16 protein-coding genes are annotated in these 24,863 nt (G+C 74.4%); 11 read left to right on the top strand and 5 right to left on the bottom strand.

Annotated elements, in window-relative coordinates:
- Positions 1–9 precede the first annotated feature (9 nt).
- Positions 10–468, bottom strand: coding sequence for a YdeI/OmpD-associated family protein (locus D5H75_RS22865; protein WP_242454446.1), 459 nt, complete (start codon positions 466–468; stop codon positions 10–12).
- 321 nt (positions 469–789) lie between these two features.
- Between D5H75_RS22865 and D5H75_RS22860 the strand changes: the two genes are divergently transcribed.
- The 4 genes from D5H75_RS22860 to D5H75_RS44235 all read left to right on the top strand — a co-directional run bounded on the left by D5H75_RS22860 (position 790) and on the right by D5H75_RS44235 (position 7,129).
- Positions 790–1,692 (top strand): ABC transporter ATP-binding protein, encoded by a 903-nt coding sequence (locus D5H75_RS22860; RefSeq protein WP_340137771.1) that lies wholly within the window; start codon positions 790–792, stop codon positions 1,690–1,692.
- Between the two features lies 1 nt (position 1,693).
- Positions 1,694–2,848 (top strand): ABC transporter permease, encoded by a 1,155-nt coding sequence (locus D5H75_RS22855; RefSeq protein WP_119928560.1) that lies wholly within the window; start codon positions 1,694–1,696, stop codon positions 2,846–2,848.
- Positions 2,845–4,005, top strand: coding sequence for an ABC transporter permease (locus tag D5H75_RS22850; RefSeq protein WP_119928559.1), 1,161 nt, complete (start codon positions 2,845–2,847; stop codon positions 4,003–4,005). The genes D5H75_RS22855 and D5H75_RS22850 overlap by 4 nt, the downstream gene beginning before the upstream one ends.
- A gap of 244 nt (positions 4,006–4,249) precedes the next feature.
- The gene (locus D5H75_RS44235) at positions 4,250–7,129 is read left to right on the top strand and encodes a helix-turn-helix transcriptional regulator (protein ID WP_277949966.1); all 2,880 of its coding nucleotides are present in this window, start codon (positions 4,250–4,252) and stop codon (positions 7,127–7,129) included.
- Positions 7,130–7,250: 121 nt separating this feature from the next.
- On the opposite strand, the gene D5H75_RS22840 is transcribed toward D5H75_RS44235, so the two are convergent.
- The 4 genes from D5H75_RS22840 to D5H75_RS22825 form a co-directional block, all read right to left on the bottom strand.
- On the bottom strand, positions 7,251–7,652 hold the full coding sequence (locus D5H75_RS22840) for a hypothetical protein (RefSeq protein ID WP_119928557.1): 402 nt from the start codon (positions 7,650–7,652) through the stop codon (positions 7,251–7,253).
- Positions 7,645–8,010: a hypothetical protein gene (locus tag D5H75_RS22835; protein WP_119928556.1), complete on the bottom strand. Its 366-nt coding sequence runs from the start codon at positions 8,008–8,010 to the stop codon at positions 7,645–7,647. Before D5H75_RS22835 ends, D5H75_RS22840 begins: the two co-directional genes overlap by 8 nt.
- A 342-nt stretch (positions 8,011–8,352) precedes the next feature.
- Entirely contained in the window at positions 8,353–9,057 is a 705-nt protein-coding gene (locus D5H75_RS22830) for a dienelactone hydrolase family protein (protein ID WP_119928555.1), read from the bottom strand.
- 4 nt (positions 9,058–9,061) lie between these two features.
- Positions 9,062–10,642 (bottom strand): AMP-binding protein, encoded by a 1,581-nt coding sequence (locus tag D5H75_RS22825; RefSeq protein WP_242454461.1) that lies wholly within the window; start codon positions 10,640–10,642, stop codon positions 9,062–9,064.
- Between the two features lie 107 nt (positions 10,643–10,749).
- Between D5H75_RS22825 and D5H75_RS41835 the strand changes: the two genes are divergently transcribed.
- The 7 genes from D5H75_RS41835 to D5H75_RS22795 all read left to right on the top strand — a co-directional run bounded on the left by D5H75_RS41835 (position 10,750) and on the right by D5H75_RS22795 (position 24,857).
- A complete protein-coding gene (locus D5H75_RS41835) occupies positions 10,750–12,834 on the top strand; it encodes a hypothetical protein (protein ID WP_202638404.1) in 2,085 nt (694 codons plus the stop codon).
- A 115-nt stretch (positions 12,835–12,949) separates the two neighbouring features.
- The gene (locus tag D5H75_RS22815; protein ID WP_119928553.1) at positions 12,950–15,166 is read left to right on the top strand and encodes an acyl-CoA dehydrogenase family protein; all 2,217 of its coding nucleotides are present in this window, start codon (positions 12,950–12,952) and stop codon (positions 15,164–15,166) included.
- 65 nt (positions 15,167–15,231) lie between these two features.
- A complete protein-coding gene (locus D5H75_RS22810) occupies positions 15,232–17,208 on the top strand; it encodes an MmpA family trehalose lipid delivery protein (protein WP_119928552.1) in 1,977 nt (658 codons plus the stop codon).
- Between the two features lie 46 nt (positions 17,209–17,254).
- A complete protein-coding gene (locus D5H75_RS44230) occupies positions 17,255–17,386 on the top strand; it encodes a hypothetical protein (RefSeq protein WP_277949965.1) in 132 nt (43 codons plus the stop codon).
- 216 nt (positions 17,387–17,602) lie between these two features.
- Complete coding sequence (locus tag D5H75_RS22805; protein ID WP_422674048.1) at positions 17,603–18,832, top strand: glycosyltransferase family 4 protein; 1,230 nt, start codon at positions 17,603–17,605, stop codon at positions 18,830–18,832.
- Positions 18,829–23,085 (top strand): alpha-(1->3)-arabinofuranosyltransferase, encoded by a 4,257-nt coding sequence (locus D5H75_RS22800; protein ID WP_119928550.1) that lies wholly within the window; start codon positions 18,829–18,831, stop codon positions 23,083–23,085. Before D5H75_RS22805 ends, D5H75_RS22800 begins: the two co-directional genes overlap by 4 nt.
- Positions 23,082–24,857 carry a hypothetical protein gene (locus D5H75_RS22795; RefSeq protein WP_119928549.1) on the top strand — a complete coding sequence of 592 codons (1,776 nt, stop codon included), beginning with the start codon at positions 23,082–23,084 and terminating at the stop codon, positions 24,855–24,857. The genes D5H75_RS22800 and D5H75_RS22795 overlap by 4 nt, the downstream gene beginning before the upstream one ends.
- Positions 24,858–24,863 lie beyond the last annotated feature (6 nt).

The raw sequence follows: 24,863 nt of genomic DNA, 5'->3' as shown, positions 1-24,863 counted from the left end.
GGGCCACCGTCAGCGGGGGCGGCCCTCCTGGAGCATCGCGAGGGCCTCGCGGACGCGGCGTTCGCGGGTCTCGGGCTTCTTGGCGGACTCGATCCATTCGGTGAAGCGGCGCTGCTGGGAGTAGGACAGGCCCTCGAAGTAGCCCCTGGCGGCCTGGTCGCCGGCCAGGGCCTCGGCCAGGTCCGGCGGGACCGCGATCTCGCGGGGCGCCGTGTCCAGGTCGAGTTCGAGGTCCACCTCGTCGCCGGCGCTCACACCCGCTCCCGTCCGGTGCTCGGCGCTCAGCGGCACCAGGAAGCGGCCTCCCATCACCGCCACCGTGCTCCGATAGGTGTATCCGCCGTTCACCGTCACCGTGACCGCCGGCCGCTTCCCGGCCCCCAGCCCCTCGACCACCTCCGCCGGGATCTCGAACCCCGTGGCCGTCTTCCCGCCGAGTTCCACCACGGTCCGAAACTTCATCCCCATGAGCGATCTCCTTCCGTATTAGCCCGCATTTATAGACGCTCCACGCGCCCCTCGCCCACCCTCCACCCCGATTCATCACCACACCTCCCCCGCCCGGGCGGCGTGATTCTGGGAGCGCCGTCCGGTATCGAGATCGGCCTCGGTGAGCTGCGCGGCGGGTGAATGCCGTGGAGCCGCCCCGGGGGGCCGGCGGCGTCTCCGGCATGAGGGGAAATGGGCCTTGTGCCGCGGGCCGGGCGTCGGGAAGCTGAGGGCGGCTCCTCGGGTCTGGAGGCGGGGATGGGGGACGAACCGGTTCTCGAATGCCGTGGCTTGCGGAAGGTGTTCGGGGAGAACACCGCCGTGGACGGGGTGGGGTTCTCGATCGCGGCGGGCGAGACGTACGGGCTGCTGGGGCCCAACGGGGCGGGGAAGACCACGACCATCTCGATGGTCGCGGGGATCCTGGAGCGGGACGCCGGGGATGTGCTCGTCGAGGGGCGGGTGCACTCGCCGCGGGACGGCCGGGGGAAGTCGGCGATCGGCTACATCCCCCAGGAACTGGCGATCTATCCGGATCTGTCCGCCACGGAGAATCTCAGGTTCTTCGCGCGGTTGTACGGCCTGAGCCGGGCCCGCGCCCGCGCCCGCACGGCCGAGGTGCTGGAGGTGATCGGGCTCGCCGATCGGGCCAAGGAGCCGGTCAAGCAGTACTCCGGGGGGATGAAGCGGCGACTCAACATCGGGATCGGGCTGCTGCACGAGCCGAGGCTGCTCATCCTCGACGAGCCCACCGTCGGCGTGGACCCGCAGAGCCGCAACGCCATCCTGGAGAGCGTGGCGCGGCTGGCGGCGGAGGGGGCGGCCGTGCTCTACACCACGCACTACATGGAGGAGGCCGAGCGGCTGTGCGACCGCGTCGGCATCATCGACGAGGGACGCCTGCGAGCTGAGGGCACGCGCCGCGAACTGGTGGGCCTGGTCGGGGAGAACGACCGGGTGCTGCTGACCGCGGAGGGCGACCTGGCCGCGGCCGCCGAAGCCGCCGGGAAGCTGCCCGCCGTCAGGCAGGCAGGGCACGGCGAGGGCCGCGTCGACCTGCTCGTGGAGTCGGCGCGGGAGGTGCTGCCCGCGGTCCTGGACACGGTGACGCGGGCGGGGGCGGCCGTGCGCGCCGTGGAGGTGCGCGAGCCGAACCTGGAGGCGGTCTTCCTGCACCTCACCGGCAAGGCCCTGCGAGACTGACATGCGGGCCGTACTCCTGATCGCGGGCAACGACCTGCGGCAACGGCTGCGCGACAAGTCCCTGCTGATCATGGCGATCCTCGTGCCCCTGGGACTGACGCTCGTGCTCAACCTGGTCTTCGGCGGCCTGGAGAACGAGGAGATCGCGGCGTTCGCGGTCGCCGACCAGGACAACGGCCCGGTGGCGACGCAGTTCACCGGCCGGGTGCTGGGCGCGCTGGAGCGCGAGGGCGTCGTGGACGTGCGGCGCGTGCGCACGCCGGAGGAGGGCCGCGCGCTCACCGAGGAGGGCGCGGTCGCGGCGTCGATCTCGATCCCGCCAGGGTTCTCCCAGGCGGTCCAGGCGGGGCGGCCGGCCGTGATCCGGATCGTCGGGCACGTGGACCGGCCGGTCGGGGTGCAGGTCGCGCGGTCGGTGGTGGAGGCGTTCGCGGCCGAGCTGAGGTATGTCCAGATCGCCGTGGCCACCGCGGGCGGGCCGCCGGAGCGCGTCGCGGGCGAGGCCGCCCAGGCCCCGGCGCCCGTGAGGTTCGCCGAGGCGGAGGCCGCGCGCAGGCAGCTCGACATCGGCGCGAACATGGCGGCCGGGATGGCGGTCTTCTTCCTGTTCTTCACCGTGCAGTTCGGGGTGACCAGCATCCTGGACGAACGCCGCGACGGGACGCTCGCCCGCCTGGTCGCCGCGCCCATCCCCCGATCCGCGATCCTGGCCGGAAAGCTGCTCAGCAGCGTCGTCGTCGGGACGGCGAGCATGGCCGTGCTGCTCGTGGCCTCGGGCCTGATCCTGGGTGTGACCTGGGGAGACCCGCTGGGCGTGGCCGCGCTGGTGCTCGCGGGCGTGCTCGCCGCCACCGGCGTGATGGGGGTGGTGGCGACGTTCGCCCGCAACGCCGAGCAGGCCGGCGGGCAGCAGAGCGTGGTCGCGGTGCTGCTGGGGCTCCTCGGCGGGGTGTTCCTGCCGGTCGCCCAACTCGGCGCGGCGTTGTCCGTCGTGAGCCTGGCCACGCCGCACCGGTGGTTCCTGCGCGGGCTGTCGGAGCTGGCCGATGGCGGCGGACCGGGCCGCGTGGCCGTGCCGGTGCTGGCCCTGCTGGCGTTCGCGCTGGTGACCGGGGCCATCGCGATGGCGAGGGTGGGGAGGATGCTGCGGCCATGAGAGCGCTGGCGATCGCGGGACTCGGCCTCCGCCGCCTGTTCCGCGAGCGGATCAACATCTTCTTCGTGATCATCCTGCCGATCGCGATGATCCTGATCTTCGGGGTGTCGTTCGGCGGGTTCGAGCCCAAGCTCGGCCTCACGGGAGGTCAGGACGGCCCGCTGGCGCGGCGGCTCGCCGCCGAGACGCTCCGCACCCAGGGTGTCGTGATCGAGCGCGCCGCGGGCGAGCGCGCGCTGCGGGAGGCCGTCGAGCGCGGGGAGATCACCGCCGGGCTGGTCATCCCCGCCGGATATGACGCCGCCGTGCGCGAGGGCCGCGAGGTCGTGGTGCGCTACATCTCCCGCGACGACCCCGCCGCCCGGCAGATCGGGGCCGCGGTGCGGGCGGCGATCACCCAGGAGACGTATGTGCTGCGCGCGGCCCGCTTCGCCGTCTCGCGGGGCGGGGGCGACTTCGACCGCGGCCTCGCCGCCGCCAGGAACGCCGCGCGGGCCCTGCCCGGCATCCGCATTGAGAGCGCGACCGCCGGGACCAGGCTCTTTCCCGAGACGGTGACCAGCTTCAACGTGGCCGCCGGCTCGCAACTGCTGCTGTTCATGTTCCTGACCTCGCTGACCGGCGCGGCCGCGCTGATCGAGACGCGGCGGCTGGGGCTCTCGCGGCGGATGTACGCCACGCCGGCGTCCGCGTCCGCGATCCTGCTCGGGGAGGGGCTCGGGCGGGTGGGCGTCGCGCTCGCGCAGGGTCTGGTGATCATGCTCGGGTCCGCGTTGCTGTTCGGCGTGGGCTGGGGCGACCCCCTCGGCGCGGCCGCGCTGCTGGTGTGCTTCTCGCTCGTGGGCGGAGGGGCCGCGATGCTGATGGGCGCGGTGTTCCGCACCGAGCAGCAGGCGGTGTCGCTGGGGCTGCTGCTCGGCCTGGGGCTGGCCGCGCTCGGGGGGTCCATGCTGCCGCTGGAGCTGTTTCCCGAGGGGCTGCGTGTCGTGGCCCGCCTCACGCCGCACGGCTGGGCGAACGAGGGCTTCGCCGCGCTGACGCGGCACGGCGCGGACATCGCCGGGATCGTCCCGCAGCTCGGGGCGCTCACGGCCTTCGCGGTGGTGTTGTTCGCCGTCGGCGCCTGGCGGCTGCGCGTCGCGCTCACCCGGGGCTGACGGCCCGTCGTGCCTGATCATGCCCGTCCTCCTTTCGGTCCCGGTCGTCAAGCTACGGCTCCGGCCCCGCGCCGCCCGGAGGCGAACGGCGTTCTGGGGATAACCCGCGGAAGACCCCTACGGGTAGGAGGTATCGGCGCCGGCGCGCCCGCCGTACCTGGGAAAAGAGAAATGGGCGTGATGGGAGGGTCCGGGGGGTTTCGGGGGCATGTGATACTGGCACGTGTCCACGGATGGCAATGTCTTGATCGGGCGGGACGTCGAACTCGGGCTGCTGCTCGGGGTGCTCGATCGAGCCGCCGTAGAAGAGTCCCCCGAAGCGGGGATCGCGCTGGTCGGCGGCGACGCGGGGATAGGCAAGACCCGGCTGGTCACCGAGCTGGCCAGGCGCGCGCGCGAGCGCGGGTTCCTGGTGCTGGTCGGGCACTGCGCCGAGCTGGGGGACTCCTTCCCCTACCTCCCCTTCGTGGACGTGTTCCGGGACGCCATGCGCGACCCGCAGATCGCCCCGTCCTTCCGGCGGGCCGTCCTCGACCGGCCCGTGCTGAACCGGCTGCTGCCCGGCGCCACCCCCGACGACGGGGGCATGGCGGGCGGCGGCGGGCTGGCGCAGCAGCAGCTCTTCGGGGCCGTGCTCGGGCTGCTCACCGACCTCGCCGACGAGCGGCCGGTCCTGCTGGTGCTGGAGGACCTGCACTGGGCCGACCGCTCGACGCGCGACCTGCTGACCTTCCTCAGCCGGGTGCTCCAGCGCGAGCGCGTCTGCCTCGTGGGCACCTACCGTGCCGACGACCTGCACCGCCGCCACCCCCTGCGGCCGGTGCTGGCCGAGCTGGTCCGGCTGCCGATCGTGACCCAGTTCGGCGTGCCCCCGCTGAACCACGACGAGATGGCCGCCTACCTCAGCTCGCTCGGCTGCGGCGGCGACAACGAGGACGTCATCGAGCGGGCCGAGGGGAACCCCTTCTACGCCGAGGAGCTCGTCGCGGTCGGCGGCGGCGCGGCGGGCATGACGACGGGCCTGTCCGCGCTGCTCTTCAACCGGGTCGAGCGGCTGTCGGAGGACGCGCAGCAGGTGCTCAGGGTCGCCGCGGTGGCCGGCCGCACGATCGACGACGCCCTGGTGCGGCAGGTCACCGGACTGCCGGACGGGCAGTACGACGAGGTCCTGCGCGAGATCGTGTCCCACCAGCTCCTCACGCCCACGGGCGACGGATACCGGTTCCGGCACGCGCTGCTGCGCGAGGCGGTGTACTCCGACCTGCTGCCCGGCGAGCGGACCCGGCTGCACGCCGCGTTCGCCCGGATCCTCGCCGGGGCGCGCGGGTCCGCCGCCGAGCTGGCGTACCACTACCTGGCCAGCCACCAGAACGCCGCCGCGCTGGCCGCCTCCGTCGAGGCCGCCCGCGAGGCCGAGCGCGCGGGCGCCCCCGCCGAGGTCCACCGCCACCTGGAACAGGCCATCGAACTGTGGGAGAGCGTGCCCGACCCCGAGGCCCAGGCCGGGACGGACGCCGTACGGCTGGCGCTGTGGAGCGCGGGCGCGGCGGCCGACAGCGGGGGCAGCCGGCGGGCGGCCGCCCAGCTCAGGCGGGTCCGCGACGCGCTCGGGCCGGACGCCGACCCGCTGGTGCGGGCCGAGGTGAACGAGCGGCTGGCGTACTACGTGTCCGACACCGACGACCAGGAGTTCGCGCTGGCCGCGGGCTGGGCCGCGGTCGAGGCGCTGCCGCCGGGACCGCCGACGCGGGTGCACGCCGACGCCTACGCGACGTACGCCCGCGCGCTGATCTGGTCCGAGAAGCACCACGAGGCGCCGGACTGGGCGCGGAAGGCGCTGGAGGCGGCGCACGCGACCGGGGCGGGTGGGGCCGAGGCCGGGGCGCTGGCCACGCTCGCGCTCTACCACGAGGTCTCCGGCGACGAGCCGGAGCGCTGCGAGGAACTGCTGGAACAGGCCGCCGCCCGCGCCCGCGAGGCCGGGGACCTGCCGGTCGAGCTGCGCGCGACGTTCCACCTGGCGCGGGTGCACTTCGAGCGCGGGCACCTGGGACTGGCCAGGACCACCGCCGACGACGGCGTGCGGCTGGCGCTCGACACCGGCCTGGCGTGGAGCAACTACGGCAACGACCTGCGGTTCCTCCAGATGCTCGTGCACTACGTGGCGGGCGAGTGGGACCGCGCCGAGGCGCTGGCCGACGGGTTCGCGATCCGCGTGGGCAGCGTCCCGGAGGCCGTGCTGTCGTCGTTCGCGCTGTTCGTGGAGGTCGCGCGGGGCAATCCGCGCGCCGCCGAACGGCTGCCGTGGCTCGCGCGCATGTGGCACGAGAGCTACTTCCTGGCCTACCTCGGCCGCGGCCTCAACGCCGAGCTGGAGCTGTGGCAGGGCCGCCCCGAGCGGGCGCTCGAACACGTCCGCGCCCTGATCGCCCGGCTCGACGAGTTCGACGACCGGGTGCTGCGCATCAGCGCGATCGGCCTGGGGGCGCTGGCCGAGATCGCCCGCCGCCCGGGCGACCCGGACGCGGCGCGCGAGGCGGTGCGCGAGGCCGACGAGCTGATCGAGCGGGCCCGCCGTACCAACGTGGTGGGGCCGTTCCAGTACCACCTGGGCATCGAGAGCGTCGCCTGGCTCAAGCGCGCCGAGGCCGAGTGGCTGCGCGTGCGCGGCGAGGACACCCCGGAGGTGTGGCGGGAGGTCACCGACGCGTTCGACTTCGGGTACGTCTACGAGGTGGCCAGGTCCCGCTGGCGGCTCGCGGAGTCACTGGCCGCCGGCGACCGGCGCGACGAGGCCCGCGAGCAGTGGACCCTGGCGGTGAACGCCGCCGACCGCCTGGGCGCGGCCCCCCTCCGCGAGGCCCTGCGCGCCTTCGGCCGCCGCGCCCGCCTGGGCGAGGACGGCCCCGGCTCCCCCCACCAGGTGCTTCCCACGCTGACCAGCCGCGAACGCGAGGTCCTCCGCCTGGTCGCCGAGGGCCGCAACAACCGCGAGGTGGCCGCCGCCCTCTTCATCTCGCCCAAGACGGCCAGCGTCCACGTGTCCAACATCCTCGCCAAGCTGGGCGTCACCAGCCGCACCAGCGCCGCCGCCATCGCCCACCGCGAGGGCCTCCTCCACTGACCCCACCGGCCGCGGGGCCGCCGGCCCGCCCCAGCGCCCGGCTTACGGCAGGCGCTGGAGAGCAGCCCGCCGTACGGCGTGAGCGGCCGGCGCGCCGGGGGAGCGGGTCAGGGGCGGGGGGTCAGGGGCGGGGGCGGGTCCGGCGGAGCCAGAGGAGGCCGGCCACCGGGAGGACCAGCGGGATGAACAGGTAGCCCTTGCCGTAGGTGGACCAGACGGTCTCGTCGGGGAACGCGGCGGGGTCGAGGAGGCTGAGGGTGCCGATGACCAGGACGCCCGCCAGCTCCAGCGAGCAGGAGGCCAGGGCCACCCGGCGGGACGTGCGGCCGCCCCGGGCCAGGGCCACGGTCGCGAGCACGTAGACGGCGGCCGCCAGGGCGGACAGGGAGTAGGCCAGGGGGGCCTCGTGGAAGCGGGTGGAGATCTGCACGGCGGCGCGCGCGCCCGCGGCCAGGGCGAAGATGGCGTAGATCGCCACCAGGACGCGGCCGGGGCCGGACGAGGTCGTCTTCGGGTCAGACACCGGTGCCCTGCCAGATCTGCTGGAGGCGGGCGATCATGACGGGGACGGCCAGGCAGGCGACCATGATGACCGCCGGGCCCCAGCGGCTGCGCTCGATGAGTCCCCAGAAGGCCGCCGCGGGCGGGATGAGCAGGACTCCGACGAGGTATCCGATGAAGGTCGCGAGCTCGGCGGGGCCGTTACCGCCCGCCGCCTGGGCGATGCCGATCCCGGCCAGCACCAGCAGCGCGATCTCCAGCGCGGCCAGCGCGACCAGGTGAAACATGTTCATCGACTTCTTCATCACGGTCGTGACCAGGCAGAACGCCGCGATCACGAGGGACGCGACGATGACGCCGGTCGCCAACGGGCCGGTCATGACCGCGACCGGGCACAGGGGGCGGGAGACATGGCCGTAGGGTATCGCTCCCAGGACCCGCCCCCTTCACCGCCCGGGACTCCCACCAGGGCAAATCCCCCAAGTCGGGCTCACGCCGGGCGGCCGCGTCCCGCCTCCGGCAGGGGTTTCCGGCCCGTCCCCCGCTGCTCGGCCGAGCGGACCGCTCGGGCGGAACCGAGGTCCGGGGTTTCAGCCGGGATCGAGACGGGGGTTCAGCCGGGTTCGAGACGGAGGTTCAGCCGTGGTTCAGGCGGGGGTTCAGGCTGGGCGCGTGCGGGACACGGCCGGGCGCGGCCGGGCCGTACGACGCGGGCGGCGTCGTCAGGGGGTGAGGTGCCTGGCCAGGAAGGCGGTGATGGACCGCCAGGCGCGGGCTCCGGCCTCGGGGTTGTGGAAGATCGGGGACACGAAGTTGTGGAAGGCGTGGCCGGCCTCCTCCTCGACGAGGATCTCGGCGCCGGGGTGGGCGGCGACGGCCTCCTCGACGCGGGCGACCCGGTCACGGGTGATGTAGGGGTCGCTGCCGCCGAAGTGGAACTGCGCGGGGCAGGTGATGCGGGGCAGGGCGTCGAGCATGTCGGGCACGCCGGAGCCGTACAGGGACACCAGCGCGTCGGGCTCGGCCTCGGCGGCCACGCCGTACGCGACCGTGCCGCCCAGGCAGAAGCCGAGCACGCCGGTCTTGCCGGTGACCTCGGGCAGCGCGGTCAGGTGGCGCAGCGCCGTGATCGAGTCGGCGACGCCCTGGGCGAAGTCGAAGCGGGCGCCCATCTCGATGGAGCGCTTGGTCCCCTCCTCGTCGTGCGAGGACCGCCAGTTGGGCTGGAGACGCCAGAACAGGTCGGGCGCGGCGGCGACGTAGCCGAGGGCGGCGAGGTCCTCGCACACCTTGCGGATGTACTCGCCGACGCCGTAGATCTCCTGGATGACGAGCACGGCGGGGCCGCTTCCGGCCGGGGGAAGCCAGAGGGGCAGGTCGAAGCCGCCGTCGGCGGTCGTGACGGTTTCCACGCGGGTCAAGGTCATGCGATCAAGGATGCCGGGAGGGGCCGCCGCCGGTGAATTCGGCCCTCAGCCGGGAGCGGGAGAGCTTGCCCGTGGCCGTGCGCGGCAGCGTGGCGCGGTATTCGAACTGGCGCGGGTGCTTGAGCCTGGCCAGCCGGGTCTCGCAGTGCTCCAGCAGCGCGCGGGTGAGCGCGTCGCCGGGCCGCGCGCCGGGCGAGGGCTGCACGAGCGCGACCACCCGATGCCCCCACTCGGGGTCGGGCACGCCGATGACGGCCACGTCGGCCACGGACGGATGCTCCATCAGCGCCGCCTCGATCTCGGCGGGGTAGATGTTCACCCCGCCGGAGATGATCAGGTCGGTGCGGCGGTCGCGCAGGAACAGGTAGCCGTCCTCGTCGAGGTAGCCGATGTCGCCCGGGGTGTAGAGCCGGTCGCGCATGGCGGAGCGCGTCTTGCCGGGGTCGCGGTGGTATTCGAACCGGGCGACGCCCCGGACGTAGACGAGGCCGCTCTCACCGGGGGGAAGCTCCTGGCCGTCCTCGGACAGGATCCGGATCTCCATGCCCTCGACGGCGCGCCCCACGGTGCCGGGCCGCTCCCGCCACTCGCGCGGCCCCACGAAGGTCGCGACCGCCGCCTCGGTCGATCCGTAGTACTCGTAGAGGATCTCACCCAGCCAGCGCATCATGGATTCCTTGATCGCGGGCGGGCACGGGGCCGCGCTGTGGAAAACCCTCGTGAGTGTGGACAACGCGTGCCGCTCCCGCTCTTCGGCGGGCAGCGCCAGCAGCCGGTGGAACATCGTCGGCACCATGAACGTGTTCGTCACCCCGAACCGCTCGATCAGCTCCAGGGCCGCCACCGGCTCGAACCGCTCGGGGGCGATCACCGCGTGCCCGAGGTTCAGCGACATGAGCGCGTGCGCGTACGGCGCCGAGTGGTAGAGCTGCGAGGCCACCAGATGCACCTCGTCCCCGGGGACGAGTCCGAAATGCCGGTAGGTCTTGCGCATCAGGATCGTGTGCAGTTCCTCCGGCGTGATGTCGATGATCCGCCGCCGCACGCCCTTGGGCCGCCCGGTCGTGCCGGAGGTGTAGAGCATCATCGAGCCCATCCGCCGGTCCGCCGGCGGGGTGTCGTCCCCGAGCAGTTCGTCCAGGTCGCGGAACCCGAGCACGCCCGCCGCCGTCGCGAACCGGTGCTCCGTCCCCGCCCGTTCCGCCGCGCGGTGCACCGCCCTGCCGTACGGCGCGGCCGTCACGACGACGCGCGCCCCGCAGTCCCCGAGGATGTAGGCGATCTCCTCGGCCGTGAAGTGCCAGTTCACCGGCACCAGGTAGGCCCCGATCTGGAGCGTGGCGAGCTGGAACGCCACGAAGTCGAGCCCGTTCGGCAGCACCACGACCACCGGGTCCCCGGGCTCGACGCCCAGCCGGACCAGCCCGTTGGAGATCCGGTCGACCAGCCCGCGCAACTCGCCGTACCGGGTGCTCCGCCCGTCCGGCAACATGTCCACCACCGCGAGCCGATCCGGACAGGTCTCGGCGATCTCGAAAAACCCCCGCAACCCCGCTAACTCCGGCGAAACATCGCGCAGCGTCATGGCCCGCACCATACAGAACCGCGTTCTAGTAAGGCCAGACCCAGGCGTATCCGAAGCGTGACCGCCTCTGCCCGTCCCCTGCCCCGATCTTGTCGTAACCTCCCGACATGTCGGGCACCCCCTGGAACGAGGCGAACAACGGCACCCCCCACCGCCCCGCGGCCGACGACGACACGGCCCCCCTCCCTCGAATAGTCGACGAGACCCTCGCCGACCTCCAGGTATGGCCCCCGGCGCAGCCCGCCGACCCCCGCGCCGCCTCCGCGAGGGGACCCCGGCCTCCCGCGGCCCCCAGGGGCGACGCGAAGGCGAAGGCGGAGACCGACCCCGCCGAAGAGGACCCGGCCACCGGCGAGGACGCCGCCCCCAGCCCGCGCACCCCCACGGCGCCCCGCGAGGCCTCCCCCGAAGCGGAGGGCGCGCCGGAGCGCGGCGAGCCCCCGGCGGATCCGTCGCCGGTCGATGTGTCGTCGGTGGACGCGGGTACGCCGGAGCGGGTGGGCAAGCCGCAGGGGAAGGCGGCCGCCGCGTCGGGTGTGGAGAGCGCCGATGCGGAGGCGGGTGGGTTCGCCGACGGCGGGAGCGCCGAGCGGGGCCCCGGTGGCCGTACGGCGGAGCGGGGCTCGGCCGAAGCGGAGGGCGCGCCGGAGCGCGGCGAGCCCCCGGCGGGCCCGTCGCCGGTCGATGTGTCGTCGGTGGACGCGGGTACGCCGGAGCGGGTGGGCAAGCCGCAGGGGAAGGCGGCCGCCGCGTCGGGTGTGGAGAGCGCCGATGCGGAGGCGGGCGGGGACGCGTCGGGCGTTCCGGGGGACATCTCGGGGGTCGCCACCGATGAGTGGGACATGGCGGTGATCCGGCGTCTGGTGGCGGCGTCCCGGGAGGAGGGGGCGGAGCCGTCCTCGGGGCGGGCGCCGGGCTCCTCGGGCGAGGAGGCGGACCGGGGCGAGAACGGGCGTGGTCCCGGCGACGGTCTCGGAGGCGACGAGGCGGCCGGGGTCAACGGCGTGACCGCCGCCGCCGGGACTTCATATGAGCTGGGGGTCTCCCCGGGGCCGGAGACGGAGGCCGGCGGCTCCGGCGGGAACGGTCCGGGACTGAACGGGACCCGCGCCACCTCGGCCGGTGGGCGTCCCGAGCCCTCCGCCGCCGAACCCCCCGCCGCGAGCACGGCGCGGCCTTCGCCTTCCGCGTCGTCTTCCGCGTCGTCTTCCGCGTCGTCTTCCGCGTCGTCTTCCGCGTCGTCTTCCGCGTCGTCTTCCGCGTCGCCTTCCGCTTCATCCACCGGTTCGGGCTCCGGGGCGGTGCCCGGGCGGGCGGCGGGGGCGGCGGCGGTTCGGTATCGGGCTTCGCGGCCCAAGCCCTCGATCTGGACGCAGCTCGGGGATCTGCCGATGCGGATCTGGTATCGGATCCTGGCCGGGGCCGTGGCGGTGGTGGTCGCGGCGGTGGCCGGGATCGTGGTGCTGACCTCCGGCGAGGACGACCCGAACCCACCGCTGGCCCGGCCCGCGCCCGCCGCGCCGCCCGCCGCCTCCGCGCCAGCCGCCCCGCCGAACGCGAGCGCGAGCGCGGGCGCGGGCCTGAACCCGAATCCGAACCCGAGCGCGCCCCCGTCCCCGACGCCGAGTCCCGCGCCCCGGCGGCCCGCCGCCGGGCCGCCGAAGGGCGCGGCGTTCCCGCCGGTCCCCGCCGCCAAGCGGCTGGGCAAGCTGCCGGGCAAGGCCAGCGGCACGCGGGGACGGATCACCGACAAGCGGGCCGGGGTCGGGTACGCCCGGCTGGAGGGCTCCTGGCGCAAGGTCAAGTCCTCGCCGTTCTCGGCCGCGCAGTCCCCGGTGCGGAACCGGCGGCTTCCCCGGGCGATGCTCGTGTCGGCCCCGCTGCCGGTGAAGCCGGTGAAGGGGCTGCGGACCGCGGCCGCCAGGCGCGCCACCGCGGCCGCCGCCGCGCGCTGGACCCTGCGCCACCACCCGAAGGGCAGCCGCGTGCGCTGGGTCGCCTCGCAGCGGATCAAGTCCGGCTGGGCGCTCGTGTACGAGGTCACGTACGGCAAGCGCCGCTCCCTCGCCGCGGTCGCCGTTCTCAAGACCCGCAAGAAGCCCGCCCTGGTCTTCATCACCCTGCCCGAGTCGCGCCGCAAGCACTGGCGCGACATCAACACCGTGATCGCCTCCATCCGCCCGGCCCGGTGACGTCCCGCGCCTGAGAGAGGTCGCCGGAGGACACCGGAAGACTCCAGGAACCCTGGCGGCGGACCGGAAGGTGGTTCTAGAATTCTGTTCTGTAGGGACCGGTAGGGAGGGCCAGATGGCGATCGGGTTGAGCGAGGAGCACGAGGCGCTGCGGGAGTCCGTGCGCGGGTGGGCGGAGCGGGCCATCCCCGCCACCGTCGTGAGGGCGGCGGTCGGCGCCGAGGCCGAGGGCCGGCCGGAGTTCTGGGGCGGCCTCGCCGACCAGGGCCTGCTGGGGCTGCACGTGCCCGAGGAGTACGGCGGGCAGGGCTTCGGGCTGCTGGAGGCCGCGGTCGCGGTCGAGCAGCTCGCCGGGGTCGTGGCCCCCGGGCCGTACCTGCCGACGGTGCTGGCGAGCGCGGCGATCGGCGCCTCGAAGGCGGACAAGGCCAAGGCCGCGCTGCTGCCCGGCCTCGCCGACGGGACCGCGATCGGCGCCGTGTCGCTGGCCACGGGCGTCACGGGCCGGCGCACCGACGACGGCCTGGTGATCTCCGGTGCGGCCGAGCCCGTGCTCGGCGCGGCCCTCGCGGACGTGATCGTGCTGCCGGTGAGCACCGACCGCGGCGAGGAGTGGGTCGCGATCGACGCCGCGGGGGCGACGGTCACCGAGCTCAAGAGCCTCGACCTGACCCGGCGCGTGGCCAGGGTGGAGGTGGACGGCCTCGCCGTGCCCGCGGACCGGGTGCTGGACGGACTGGAGGGCCCCGACGTCCTCAACCTGGCCGCGATCCTGGGCGGGGCCGACGCGGCGGGCGTCGCCGGGTGGTGCGTGACCGCCGCCGCCGACTACGCGAAGGTGCGTGTGCAGTTCGGTCGCCCGATCGGCCAGTTCCAGGGCGTGAAGCACAAGGCCGCGCGCATGCTCGTGGCCTACGAGCAGGCGTGCGCGACCGTGTGGGACGCCGCCCGCGCCTACGACGACGGGCGCGCGGGGGAGGACGAGGCGGCCTTCTCGACCGCCGTCGCCGGCGTGGTGGCCCCGGACGCGGCGGTCCAGTGCGCCCAGGACGCCATCCAGATCTTCGGCGGCATCGGCTACACCTTCGAGCACGACGCCCACCTGTACTACCGTCGCGCCCTCACGCTGCGCGCCCTGCTCGGCTCCTCCGGCGAGTGGGCCGGGACCGTCGCGGCGCTCGCGCTCAAGGGCGTGACCCGCGAGCTGGAGATCGACCTGCCCGAGGGCGCCGAGGAACTGCGGGACCAGATCCGCGCCGAGGTGGCGCACATCGCGGCGCTGCCCCGCGAGGAGCAGAAGGCCGCGCTCGCCGACGGCGGCTTCGTGATGCCGCACCTGCCGCGCCCGTGGGGCCGCGACGCCTCCCCACTGGAGCAGGTGCTGATCATTCAGGAGCTCAAGGCGGCCAAGGTCAAGCTCCCGATGCTGATCATCGGCGCCTGGGTGGTGCCCTCGATCGCGTCGTACGGCACGCGTGAGCAGCAGGAGCGGTTCCTGCCCGCCACGCTGCGCGGCGACCTCATGTGGTGCCAGCTCTTCAGCGAGCCCGGGGCCGGATCCGACCTGGCGAGCCTCCAGATGAAGGCCGAGAAGGTCGAGGGCGGCTGGAAGCTCACCGGCCAGAAGATCTGGACCTCCGTCGCGCACGTCGCCGAGTGGGGCATCTGCATCGCCCGCACCGACACGTCCAAGCCCAAGCACGACGGCATCACCTACTTCCTCGTGGACATGAAGGCCCCCGGGGTCGAGGTGCGCCCGCTCACCGAGATGACCGGCGAGAACCTGTTCAACGAGGTCTTCTTCGACGAGGTCTTCGTGCCGGACGACCTGGTGGTCGGCGAGGTGAACGAGGGCTGGCGCGTCGCCCGCAACACCCTGGGCAACGAGCGCGTGTCCCTGTCCTCCGGCACCGGCGGCACCGGGTCCTCCGTGCCCGACCTGCTCGGCCTGGCCGGGCGCCTCGGCCGCGAGCTGACCCCGGTCGAGAAGGACCACCTCGCCCGCGTCGTCTGCGAGGGCCACTCCATCGCCGCGCTGGGCCTGCGCGTCACGCTCAAGCAGCTCTCCGGCGGCGAGCCCGGCGCGGACGCCAGCGTCCGCAAGCTGCTGAGCACCTCGCACGCCCAGCACGTGGCCGAGGCCGCGGTGTCCTTCCTGGGCGCGTCCGCGACCGTCGCCGCCGACATGTCCCTGGGCGACCCCGGCTACTGGAACCGCGCCGTCCTGGCCACCCGCGCCATGACGATCTACGGCGGCACGACCGAGGTCCAGCTCAACATCATCGCCGAGCGCATGCTCGGCCTCCCGCGCGACCCCGAGCCCGGGAAGTAGCCCCCCCGGGCGCGGATGCCGCGGGCGGTTGGTCATCCGTCCGCGGCATCCGCCATTGTGTCCCTGTGACGAGGACCTGGCTCGTACGGCTCGCGCCCGCGGCGCTCGGGCTGGTCCTCGGCGTGCTCGCGCTCGGCCCGGCCCTGGGACCGGGGTTCGCCCTGCGGTACGACATGGTGTTCGTGCCCGGCCCGGAGTTCTCGGCGCGGATGTTCGGGCTGGACGGGACGCTGCCCCGCGCCGTCCCCAGCGACGCAGTGGTCACCCTGCTGTCCCAGGTCGTGCCGGCCGAACCGGTCCAGAAGGGCCTGCTGCTCGCGATCTTCGCGCTGGCCGCGGCCGGGGCCGCCGCGCTCGTGCCCGGGGGCCTGGCCGCCCGCCTGGCCGCCGCCGCCTTCTACGCGTGGACCTCCTACCTGGCGCAACGCCTGCTCCTCGGGCAGTGGGCGCTGCTGCTGGGGTACGCCGGGCTGCCCTGGGCCGTCCGCGCCGCGTCCCGTGACGGTTTCCGGCGCCTGGTGGTGGCGCTGGTCCCCGCCGCCGTGGGCGGGTTCGCGGCGATGCTGGTCACCGGGCTCGCCGTCGCCTGCGTGAGCGCCTTCGGCGGCCTGCGCCGGTTCCTGCTCGCGCTCCTCGCGCTCCTCGTCATGGCCCTGCCGTGGCTCGTGCCCGCCCTCCTCAGCCCGGCCGGGACCGACCCGCGCGGGGTGCGCGCGTTCGCGCCCCGCGCCGACACGCCCTTCGGCGCGCTCGGCAGCCTCCTGTCCCTCGGCGGGATCTGGAACGCCGAGGCGGGCGTCCCCGGCCAGTCCGCCTGGCCCCTCGCCGCCGCCCGCCTCCTCCTCTCCCTGGCCGCGATCTGGGCGTTCACCCGCCTCACCCGCCGGTCACGTCCCGTACGGCTCGCGCGGGCCCTCCCCGTACGGCTCGCGCGGGCCCTCCCCGTACGGCTCGCGCGGGCGCGGCCGCAGGCCGTACACGACGGGCCGGACCGGGCGGACGCCGTACGGGAGGGGCCGCGACGGGGACCCGGCCGGGACGCCGGCCCGGCCGGGGACGGGACATGGGCCGGGGCGGGGGCCGCGGCGTGGGCGCCGGGGCTGGCGCTCGCGGCGGCGGCCGGGCTGGGGATCGCGCTGCTCGGGGCGTACGCCCCGGGGGCGGTGGAGTGGCTGGTGGGGGCCTGGGCGGGGTTCGGGCCGCTGCGGGACGGCCAGGTCTACGTCGCGCCGCTGGCCCTGCTGGAGGCCGTCGGCTTCGGCGCGCTCGCGGCCCGCTTCGCGGCTCCGCCCCGAACGCCCCGAACGCCGCGAACGCCGCGAACGCCCCGAACGCCCCGAACGCCCCGAACGCCGGAGGCCCCGGACGGGCGGAAGGCGCGGGAGGCGGCGATCGCGCGCGGGTTCGCCTTCGCGGCGCTGCCGGTGATCGTGCTACCGACGTTCGCGCTGGGGGCGTTCGGGACCCTGGGCGCGGCGCGGTATCCGGGGGAGTGGTCGCGGGTCAGGGAGATCGTGGACGGGGACCCCGCGCCCGGGGCGCTGGTGAGCCTGCCGTGGACGGCGTACCGGGGCTTCCCCTGGAACGGCGGCCGGGTCGTGCTGGACCCCGCGGTCAAGTTCTTCCGCCGCCAGGTGGTGTGGAACGACGCGCTGCGGGTGACCGACGCCGCGAGCGGCCGGGTGATCGAGGTGGGCGGCGAGGACCCGCTCGCGCGGCGCGTGGCCGCCGCCCTCCACGGCCCGGGCCCGCTGGTTCCAGCCCTGCGGGAAGCGGGGATCCGGTATCTCCTGATCACTCGCCAGGAGGGCGCGAACAGTAACACGTTTCCATCTCGGCTGTCCGGCGGACGCCCAATTCATGTGGGCCGGGAACTCGCGTTGTACCGGGTCGAAGGCCCCCTCGACCTGCCGAGAATGTCCTCCCTGATCTCTTTAGTAACACCTGTTTGGTTCATCACGGTTTCGATAACTATCTGGTCAATGGCGGGATCAAGTTCTAGTCTCGTCCCACTGCGTTCGCTCCGCCGGGCACGTCCTTGAGCATGCCCGGGTGGGCACGCGCGAGATGCGAAGGAGGGAGAGGCTCGTGGTGCGAGTGTTCGCGGCCCTGTTCGTCGGGGCGATTCTGGCCTGGGGCACGTCGGTCGCCGTCGTCAACCTGGCCAGCCCCACCCCCAACCCCCCGAACAAGCCGCTGTACAACTACGGCACCCGCTGACGAGGGGTTTCGCGGCCGTCGGCCGGTCCGGCACCCCGGGGCCGGCTGACCGGATCTGCTCCCGGCCCTGCGCGTCATGAGGCGTACGGCGGGGCGGGGCGCGTCGTTCACGTATCGATCGTGGGCGAAGCGCGCCCGCAATCCACCGATTTGCGGTAGATGGGGGCGATGGTTTTAGAGTCGCCGAGTCCAGCGCGGGAGCACGAAGGAGATCGAGTGGTCGCACAGGCCGCGAACGCGGGCGGGTATCCCCTCGCCCTGCCCGGCCCAGAGGCCGCCGCCCCCCCTTTCGAGGAACCCTGGCTCGGCGGCGTCCGCGTCGCCGTACTGAACTTCCGGGAGCCCGGGCAGTCGGTGGCGGGCGGCGCCGAGGAGTACGCCTGGCAGGTGTGCCGGTACCTCGTGAGCAGGGGCGCGCGGGTGGACTTCGTGACCGGCCGGGAGCCGGGCCAGCCCCGCACGGAGGTGCTCGACGGGATCACCCTGCACCGGATGGGCGGCAAGTTCTCGGTGTACGCGCTCGCGCCGCTCTGGCTCGCGCGTCACCGCCGCTCCTTCGACATCGTGATCGACTGCATGAACGGCATCCCGTTCTTCGCCCCGGCGGTCGTGCCGCGCCGCGTGCCGGTGATCTCGATGGTCCACCACGTGCACGACCGGCAGTTCTACGCCTTCCTGCCGCACTGGCTGGCCCGGATCGGCTGCTTCATCGAGGGCCCGGTCGCGCACCGCCTCTACCGGAACTGCACGACCGTCACCGTCTCGGAGTCCTCCCGGACCGAGCTGCGCGAGAAGCTGGGCTGGCGCGCGCCCATCCACGTGATCCCCAACGGGAGCCCGATCGCCGCCGAGATCGGCGAGGGCACGGCCGCGGGCGATCCCGCGGTCGTCTACCTGGGCCGGCTCGTCGTCCACAAGCGCGTCGAGCGCGTCGTGGACCTGGCCGAGACGCTCGCGCCCGACTGGCCCGGCATGCACGTCCACGTCGTCGGCCGCGGCCCCGAACTGGAGCCGCTGAGCGAGCGCGTCGCGGCCAAGGGCCTGCGGGACCGCGTCCACCTGCACGGATTCCTGGACGACCCGGAGAAGAACGCCGTCCTGGCCTCCGCCAGGCTGGCCGTGACCGCCTCGGAGTTCGAGGGGTGGGGCCTGACCGTGATCGAGGCCGCCGCGCTGGGCGTGCCCACGGTCGCCTACGACGTGCCGGGCCTGCGCGACTCGGTCAAGGACGGCGAGACCGGGTGGCTCGTGCGCGACGGCGAGGACCTGCCCGGCGTCGTGAGCCGCGCCCTGAAGGAACTGGCCGACCCCGAGCGCCGCGAGGAGGTACGGCGGGCCTGCACGGCGTGGGCACGGGAGTTCACCTGGGGCAAGACCGGCAGTAGCATGACGTCACTCATCGCGGCAGAACTCGCGAAGTCCACAAAAAGGCCCTCATCTCCGTGACGTCCGACGCCCGGCTCCACCCCCCGCCCGACCCTCCGTACCCCGCCGCCGACCCCGCGGCGGACGCCGCGCCCCCGGCGGAGGACCAGGCGCGGCGGGCGCGCCGGGCGGACGCCGTACGGCCCGGCGACCCCGCGGACGCCGTACGGCATGAGCCGGGGGACCCGGCGGACGGCGGGGCGCCGCCCGGGAGCGGCGGCGGCGCGGAGCGGATCCGGCACCGGCTGCGGCTGATCGCGGGCTGCCTCTTCCTCGGGGCGGTCGCGTTCAACACCGCGCCCGACCGCGTCATGTCCGAGACCAAGCTGGACATGGCCGTCGATCCGCTCAGGTTCATGCTGCGCTCGCTCCACCTGTGGAACGAGTCGTTCTTCGGGCACCTGCCCAACCAGGCGTACGGCTACCTGTTCCCGATGGGACCGTTCTACCTGGTGGGCCAGTGGCTCGGCCTGCCCGCGTGGAACACCCAGCGGCTGTGGATGTCGCTGGTGCTGTGCGCGGCGTTCCTCGGGGTCGTCCAGGTCGCCCGCGCCCTGGGCATCGGCACCCCGCTCACCCGCGTCCTCGGCGGCCTGGCCTACGCCCTGGCCCCGCACGCCCAGGCCCTCGTCGGCATCAACTCCAGCGAGTTCCTCCCCAGCGCCGTCCTGCCCTGGATCCTCCTCCCCCTGATCAAGGGGACCCGGGAGGGCACGAGCGCCCGCCGCATGGCGCTCGTCTCCGCGGCGGCGTTCCTGTTCGCCGGGGGCATCAACGCCACGGCCGAGATCGCCGTGCTCGGCGCGCCGTTCCTCTACCTGCTCACCCGCAAGCGCGGGCCGCGGAAGCGGCGGCTCATGGCGTGGTGGCTGGGCGGGATCGTCGCGGTCTCGTTCTGGTGGCTTGCCCCGCTGCTGCTCATGGGCCGCTACATCTTCTCGTTCCTGTCGTACATCGAGACCGCGGACGTCACCACCCGCGTCACCTCGCTGACGAACATCCTGCGCGGCACGTCGAGCTGGCTGTCGTACCTGAAGATGGAGGGACGCGACTGGGTTCCCGCCGCGTACGCCCAGGGGACCGTCCCGTGGCTGGTCGTGGCCACCGCGCTGGTCGCCGCCCTGGGCCTGGCCGGCCTCGCGCGGCGCGACCTGCCCGAGCGGGCGTTCCTCGCGCTGACCCTGCTCGCCGGGGTCGCGATCATCGCCACCGGGCACGCCGGGATCATCGAGAACCCCTTCGCCGGCCAGCTCCGCGAGCTGCTCGACGGGAAGCTGGCCGCGCTGCGCAACCTGCACAAGTTCGACGCGCTCGTGCGGCTGCCCCTGGCGCTGGGCCTGGCCGCCGTCGCCGCGCACGGCCTGCGCCGCCTGTCCCCGCGCCCGCGCGTCCGGCGGCCGCTGGGCTGGGCCGCCGCCGGGCTGGTCGCCGCGACGCTGGTCCCCGTGGCGAGCGCGGGGCTGACGCCGCACGGCTCGTTCTGGGCGGTCCCCGGCTACTGGCGCGAGGCGACGGACTGGCTGAACAAGAACAGCGGCGACGGCGTCGTGCTCGTGGTGCCGGGCTCGCGGCACGGGGAGTACCAGTGGGGGCGACCGCTGGACGAGCCGCTCCAGCCGCTCCTGCGCGCCGGATGGGCCACCAACACGATCGTGCCCTGGGGGTCGGCCGGGCTGTCCCGCCTGCTGAAGGTCATCGACCAGCGCATCTCCACAGGGCAGGGCTCCGCCGGGCTGACCCACACGCTGCGCCGCCTGGGCCTGCGCTACATCGTCGTCCGCAACGACCTGGACCGCGCCACGGTCGGCATCGCCTGGCCCGCCCGCGTCCACGAGGCGCTGGCGGAGTCGCCCGGCCTGCGCCGCGTCCGCGGATTCGGGCCGGTCGTCGGGAACCAGGGCAGCGCCACCGCCGCGGGCTGGCGCGACCAGCCGTACGACAGCGTGGAGATCTACGAGGTCGCCGACGTCGCGCCGCGCGTGGGCACGGTGCCGATGGACAGCGCGCTGCGCGTGACCGGCTCGCCGGACGCCCTGGTCACGCTGGCCGAGCAGGGCGTGCTCGTGGGGGACAGGCCGGTCCTGGTCGGGGACGAGCCGGGCGCGGAGAGGATCCCGACGAAGGACACGGTGATCACGGACTCGCTGCGCCGCCGCGAGGTGTCCTTCAGCGACCTGCGCAACGCCTCGTCGGCCACGATGACCGAGGACCAGCCGTACCGCACCGACCGGCCCGCCCGCGACCTGGTGGACCCGGCCTGGCGCTCGGCGACCTCGACCGCGCGGTTCCTCGGCGGCGTCGAGGTGCGCGCCTCCTCCTCCGAGTCCGAGGTGGACGCGCTCCCCGCCTCGCGCGACCCCGGGCGGCAGCCGTACGCCGCGATGGACGGCGACGACCGGACGAGCTGGCGCACGGGCGGCTGGACCGGGCCGGTGGGCGAGTGGCTGGAGGTACGGCTGCGCGAGCCCGTCTCCGCGCCCGACCTGCGGGTGGCCTTCGAGCGCAGCGGCATCGGGCCGCCGGTGTCGGAGGTCGCGGTGGAGACCGACGCGGGCAGGCGCGTGGTCCCGGTCGCGGCGACCGCCGACCCGCAGACCCTCCCGCTGCCCGCCGGCGCCACGAGGCGCGTGCGGATCACGATCACCAAGATCGCCGACGACTCCCGGGAGACGCTGGGCTTCCGCGCCGGGATCACCGAGCTGACCATCCCGGGGGTGCGGGCCGAGCGCACGATCGCGGTCCCCGGCGTGCCCGAGGACGGCGCGGGGGCCCCGACCGTCGTGCTCTCACGCGAGGACACGATCTCCGAGTGCATGCAGGGGTCCTACATCTGGTCCTGCTCGCCGGAACTGGGCGTGCTCGGCGAGGACGGGTACGGCTTCAACCGCACCTTCGTGTCGGAGTCGGCGGGGCCGCGGGTGCTGACCGGGCAGGCCGTGCTGACCGACCGGGCGATGGCCGAGACGTTCACCAACCTGGAGAACGTCTACCCCAAGGTCACCGCGTCGTCGATCGTCACCCAGCATCCGGCGGTGCTCGGCCGGGCCGCGTTCGACGACGACCCCAAGACCGCGTGGTACGCCGGTCTGCTCGACCCCCGGCCCACGCTCACCGCCGACCTCGGCAGGCGGACGACCGTGTCCAGGATCAGGTTCCGCTTCCCCGACTCCTCCCTCGGCGCGCCCCCGGTCAAGATCACGGTGCGGACCGACGAGGGCGTGCGTGAGGGGTACCCCGGCGAGGACGGCTGGCTGGAGTTCGCGCCGGCGCGCACACGGAAGGTCCAGATGGAGTTCACCTCCGCGATCTCCCGCCCCATCGAGGTCATTGACGTCCAGATCCCCGGGGTGCTGCCGCTGCCCGACCTGGCCGGGCACCCCCTCACCATGCCCTGCGGGTTCGGCCCGACGTTCCGCGTGGACGGCCGCCGCGTCACCACCGAGATCGTCGGCGGCACCATCGACGACCTGCTCAACGCCCGTCCCGTGACGTACCGGAGCTGCCGCCCGATCGACGTGATCAGGGGCGAGACCCGCGTCAGCGCGGCCCCGGGCGACCCCTTCCGGGTCACCGCCGCGGTGGTCAAGCCCACCGGGGCCGCGCCGGTGGAGCGGGTCGCCGCCGAGCCCGCCGAGATCAGGCGGTGGACGGTCTCCGAGCGCCGCGTCGCGGTGGACACGGACGTCCCGTCGTACCTGACGATCAACGAGAACTACAACGAGGGCTGGCAGGCCTACCTCGGCGGCGTCCGGCTCAAGCCGGTGCGGCTGGACGGCTGGCGCCAGGCCTGGGAACTGCCCGAGGTCACCGCCGACGTGGTGCTGCGCTACGAGCCCGACCGGCCGTACCGCGTCGCGCTGGCCGCCGGCGGCGGCCTCGCCCTGCTCGTCGTGCTGCTCGCCCTCCTGCCCGTACGGCGGGGCCGCGACCGCCCGGCCGCCCCCGCGGGCCACCTGCGGGCGCGGTGGGTCTGGCCGCTCGCCCCGGTCCTCGGCTTCTGGATCGGCGGCGTGATCGGGGCCGCGCTCACCACCGCCGTGTTCGCGCTGGTGGTGTGGCTGCGGGCGGTCGCACGGGCGCAGCACGCCGCCACCCCGCTCGTCTGGCCGGCCCGGGTGGTCGCCTCGCCCTGGGTGCCCGCCGCGCTGGCCGGCGCGGCCGGGGTCCTGCTCGCGCTGACCGGCGCATCGGCCGCCGCCGAGGTCGCGCCGCAGGCGCTGTGCCTGATCGCGCTGGGGCACGTGGCCGCCGCGACCGTCAGGGAGGAGACGTGAACCGGCTCACCGGCCGCGCCGTCACGATCGCCGCGGTGGCGCTGATCGCGCTCCAGACGGCCGCCAAGGCGTTCATCGTCTCCCGGGCGTACTTCAAGGAGGACGACTACGAGTTCCTCGCCCGCGCCGCGGAGAACGGCCTGACCTGGGACTACCTCGGGCGCTCCCACCTGGGCCAGTTCATGCCGGGCTCCTTCGCGCTGGTCTGGGTGCTCGCCCGCGCCGCGCCGTACGACTGGGGGCTGGTCACGGCGGTCACGCTGGCGCTGCACGCGGCGGCGGGGCTGGCGGTCTACCGGATGCTCGCCGTCGTGTTCGGGCGGCGGCCGCTGATCCTCGTGCCGCTGCTGGTGTTCCTGGCCGCGCCGGTCGGGCTGCCCGTGCTCACCTGGTGGGCCGGGGCGATCAACACCGTGCCGCTGCAGATCGCGCTGCCGATGGCGGTGGCCGCGCACGTCACCTACCTGCGGACCGGGAACGCCCGGCACGTGGCGCACGCCCTGCTGTGGACCGTGTTCGGGATGGTGTTCTTCCTGAAGGCCGCGGTGATCCCGGTGCTGCTGTTCGCGCTGTCGCTGCGCCGCCGCCACGGGCCGTTCCGGGAGCTGGCCGCGCATCCCCGGGCCTGGGCGGCCCACGGCACGGTGCTGGCCGGCTACCTGGTCCTCTACTTCACGCAGCAGTCCACGTCGGAGGAGATCGGGGGCATTCCCAAGCTCGCCGACGCGGCCGGGTTCGTCGGGAACCTGATCTTCCGGACGTTCATGACGACCGTGCTCGGCGGGCCCTGGGGCTGGTTCGGCGGCCCCGACTGGGGCGTGGCCAGCCCGCCGCCGCTCATGGTCGCGGTGTCGGCGGCCGTCGTGGCCGCGCTCGTCGCCATCACCCTCGTCTACCGCCGCCGCGCCTGGTACGCCTGGACGATCCTGCTGGCGTACCTGCTGTTCGTGGACGTGCCGCCGCCGCTGTACGGGCGCGTGTACCTCGGCGGGGCCTTCCTCGGGCAGGACACGCGGCACGTCGCCGACGCCCTCCCGGTGTTCGCCCTGGTGCTCGGGCTCGTGCTGCTCCCGGTCCTGGGCGAGGAGGACCCGTACCGGCGCACGCCGCCCGCCAGGGAGATCGCGTACGGCGCCGGCTCGCTGCTGCTGGGCGCGTTCGTGGTCTCCTCGCTCGTGTCGATCAACAACTACGCCGAGCGGCTGGGCGCGCCGGACCGCGAGGCGTTCATCGCCGGGGCCCGCCAGGCGCTGGCGAAACCGCTCGGGCAGGCCGTGTTCGACCGGAAGGCGCCGGACTTCATGCTGACCCCGGGCTACGGGGAGTACAACCTGGTCTCCCGCATCGTGGGCCCGCTGGCCACCCCCGCCCAGCGCGAGGCGCTGTACGCGCCCCCGGCCGCGCCGTCGGGCGTGGTCTTCGACGACCGGGGCCGGCTGGTCGCGGCCGACATCGAGGGCGAGAAGCTGACCCCGCCCGGCGGCGCGGACTGCCGCCCCGAGCACGGCGGCAAGGTCGAGGTCACACTGCCCCCCGCCGCCCTGGGCGAGGAGGCCCGCCTGATCCGCGTCGGCACGCTCACCAAGGGCGCGACGCGGGCCCGCGCCGAGGCCGGGCGGCGCGTGCTCCCGATGAACGTGCCCGACGGGCTCGGCCAGCTCTACCTGTCCGTCGGCGGCGACGCGGTGGACCTGCGCGTCGTCAAGGTCGGCAGGCTCGGCTTCCCCTGCGTCTCGGACGTCACCGTCGGCAGGGCCGTACCGAAACGATGACGACGA

The sequence above is a fragment of the Bailinhaonella thermotolerans genome, from assembly GCF_003594875.1.
Classification (GTDB): Bacteria; Actinomycetota; Actinomycetes; order Streptosporangiales; family Streptosporangiaceae; genus Bailinhaonella; species Bailinhaonella thermotolerans.
Note: the sequence above shows the minus strand (reverse complement) of the source record. Positions and strands in the feature narration are given on the sequence as shown.